At 39.2% G+C, this 3,512-nt stretch carries 2 protein-coding genes; both read left to right on the top strand.

The window, feature by feature from the left end:
• Positions 1-224: hypothetical protein (locus B2X72_RS06045; RefSeq protein ID WP_286848591.1), on the top strand; the 224-nt coding region annotated here is incomplete at its 5' end.
• A gap of 136 nt (positions 225-360) precedes the next feature.
• On the top strand, positions 361-3,512 hold a 3,152-nt coding region (locus B2X72_RS06040), incomplete at its 3' end, for a hypothetical protein (protein WP_286848590.1).

The raw sequence follows: 3,512 nt of genomic DNA, 5'->3' as shown, positions 1-3,512 counted from the left end.
AGGAAAAAGGTGAGTATGTTAATAAAATCGGCCAAAGAGATAAAGCTTATCAGCGCAATTATATCATTAGCTATGTAGATCTCGACAAGAAGGTAGTCATTGCCCGCGATACTCTATATGGTGAGGAGCCGCCTTTGGTGAATCGTTCCTCCGGTTCGGGAGCTGGTGACTTCCCCTCGGAAACAGCAGTTGTAAATTCGGTCAAAAGTAGGTTGAAGTTATAATTTTTTTTTCTTCGTTTATGGAATTTTGATATTCTTCGCATCCCTGCACGAAAGTTGAAGTGCCGGATGAAAGAATCTAGTACTTGGCTTTAGGTAAATTTATCTATTTTAAAAGAATTTAGCCAGTATCTTAAACATGAAATGGAAATCAATTGTTGTATGCTTTTTAGCTGTTCTGTATTCCGTGGTCCTTTGTGGGCAATCGACCTTATTCAATAGTCCGCGTGGATCTTCTGACTATTATATTTATAAACTGAGCCCAGAAGTTTTAAGAAAAATTCACTTGGGAGAGAAGAAATTCGATGAAACTATGCTCAGCGATTTTTTTCTTAAGTATAAGGCCGGAAGTCCACAGCCGACTTTACCTCCTGGTAATTATGTCCAGGTCCGCGCCAGTGGAGCTGATCTCATCTATCAGGAATTGATTAGTGATAACCTATATGTCAAGATTATCCCAGCAGAAACTTTTGCGATTTGTCTATACGATTCGCTGGGAACGATTATAAAAGATGCACAAGTAAAAGTGAAGGGACGTCGCATGTCATTTGATAAGAAGTTTCATTACTATAAAGTTGCCAATGCAAATAATGACGATATTGTCAGTATTGAACATAAGGGTGTCTATCATTACCTGAGTGTAGAGCGGAGTTGGCCTTACAAAGACAGGGTTCCATTATGGAAAGGGATCAAAAATAGCTTGCTTAGAACAAAGTTTAAGATTAAGAGGTTCTTTCATAAACAGGAAACTGAACAGACAGAAAGCTTTATGGTTTTTAACAAGCCAATGTATAAGCCAAATGAGCAGGTTAAATTTAAAGCTTATCTTGAGGAAGAAAAATGGAAACCTTACCGTGATTCTATTGCCGTACGTCTGACAGGTGGATATGGGTATGCCAAAGATACCGTTTTGACCCGACTTGCTCCCTATCGTCCGGGAATGTACACCTTTGAATTTAATTTGAAGGGGCTTGGCCTTATCCTTGATAAAGATTATGGGATCTCTTTGGAATCTACAAAAACCAAAGTCGTCTTGCATCAACAGTCTTTCCGATATGAAGATTATGAGTTAAAAAGCCTAAGTTTTAATATGACGTCCGAAAAGACGAAATATGCTAAAGGAGACAGTGTGCGACTGAAACTAAAAGCTTTAAATGAAAATGAAATGCCCATATATGATGGGAAAGTAGATTTGCGTGTTGTGACAAGTCCACTTTATACGCTTGATGTAAAAGCCAATAAGGTTAATTTTATTCCAGATACTTTATGGCAAACGAGCGTTTCGCTCGCAGATGTGGCGGAAAAGGAAATTGTATTACCCGATTCAATTTTTCCGGCTGACATTGGTCTTACATTTCGGGCTATTGGCACTTATCTAAGTTCAGATAATGAAAGAATTGAACGAAGTCTCGACCTCAATATACTCAACAGCGAAAAAGAAATTCGTATTGCTGTAAAAGACGGGCATGCAGAGCTGAAATATTTCGAAAAAGGTGTTGCGATGCCAACAACTGCTCAGCTAATGATATTAGGTGAACATCGCGAAATGCTGAAGACTGAAAATTTGAGTTTACCTAATTTGGTTTCTATACCCTGGCAGGCTGAAGAAATTGTTGTCAAGTCGAATGGATTGAGTAAAAGTGTATATTTAGAGGATCAAGAACAGGCACAACTGAATTATCGGTTTTATCGAACTGCGGATTCGGTGATATTGCATTTCAATAATCCCGCTATGATTCCATTTTGGTATCGTGTCCATCGTGCTGGTCGTACGATTGCTTCGGGTTATCATACCACGTTAAATAGTAAATTTTTAGCCCGTGGAAAAGACGGGTATAGCATGGAGATCACCTATCTTTTTGGAGGAAAATCAAAAGTTATCCAGGAAGAATTACCCTATGTGGAGAAGAATTTAAATTTGGCAGTCAACACGGCGACGACAGTTTATCCGGGGCAGAAGGCTGACGTGGAACTTTCGGTTACGGATAAGAATGGTAAACCTTTGAAGGATGTTGATATTATGGCCTATGGTTTTACCTCAAAATTTAGGTCAGCAACCGCTCCAAATATTACTATGGGTGGTCTGATGCGAAGGGCAAGAGTCTCACAAAATCTTAATTTTAGTTTGGATGATGATGAGAAGGCACATCAGGGAGCTCTTCAAAATTGGGTAAAATGGTCTAGAGACATGCAGTTGGATACGATGGCTTTTTATCGGTTTTTATATCCCAAAGATTATTATCAGGAGTCTCTTCCTTTAGATGCTGTCAAGAGCCAGATTTCCCCTTATGTCGTTGTAAATGGTGTAGTGCAGGGGATACATTTAGTCTGGATAGACGGTGTACTGACTTATGCTAAACAAGACCAACAAAATAACAATACTATTTTTGAAGTTTCTGCGGGGCAGCATGATTTTAGATTTAGGACCAAGGATCGCGACATTCGTGTAAGTGGCTTTTATCTTGAAAAGGGGAAAAAGGTCATTGTTTCCTTTAATGCCTCACAGGATACGATTGGTTTTACCTACCCCGAAAAAGCATTCAGCAAAGGCCAGATTTTGGTTTACCGATTACCTAAAGAAGAACGTGGTAAGCTCTACACTAATGAATTGACTGAATTGAAGCGCCAGTTGATTACAGTAACCAACAATTTTGGAGCCTGGCAATTACCCAATAATCATGTGTTGATTGAGAGACCAGCATATATCCAGACAGCTGGAGATCTCTATTACCTCAATCCCCTTAGAAAAACCGTTTACGATAGTCGTTTGCGTACACAGGTTCCTGTGCCACTGATGGTAGGACCATTTCCAAGGACAGAAATTTATAATGGTGTGTCCAAAATAGGTACGCTCATGGTTGACACAGCGAAAATTGGACGTTTTGAAATTGAGGGGGGCTATCAATATAGCATCTATAAAAATTATCAAAAGCAAAAAAGCTGGGATGGCAATCCTATGCGGATTGATCTGTATGATTTCAAGCCAAATTTAGATTTTCAGGAGAAGATATGGTCATTGGAGGATATCAAGTCAAACGTAGAACGTACTTTCAAAGAGATCATGCAAAATAGCACGGGACTAGCACAATTTGCTACGGTGAAGAAAGGAAAAAATGAGGCTATTTTTAAATTGAATTTAACTTTGGGCAATGATGTTGAACAGAAAGGCATTCGGCCTACATTGATCTTTATTGAACCGACGAATGTCGAAGAGAGAATGTATTTTCGACTATTTTACGGTGGACATCGAACTTTTGGAGATCTTCCAGTCGGCGATGTTACATTGCATAT

The sequence above is a fragment of the Sphingobacterium sp. UBA7253 genome, assembly GCF_002472745.1.
Classification (GTDB): domain Bacteria; phylum Bacteroidota; class Bacteroidia; order Sphingobacteriales; family Sphingobacteriaceae; genus Sphingobacterium; species Sphingobacterium siyangense.
The sequence above is the reverse complement of the archived record's forward strand: the minus strand, read 5'-3'. Positions and strand labels throughout refer to the sequence as shown.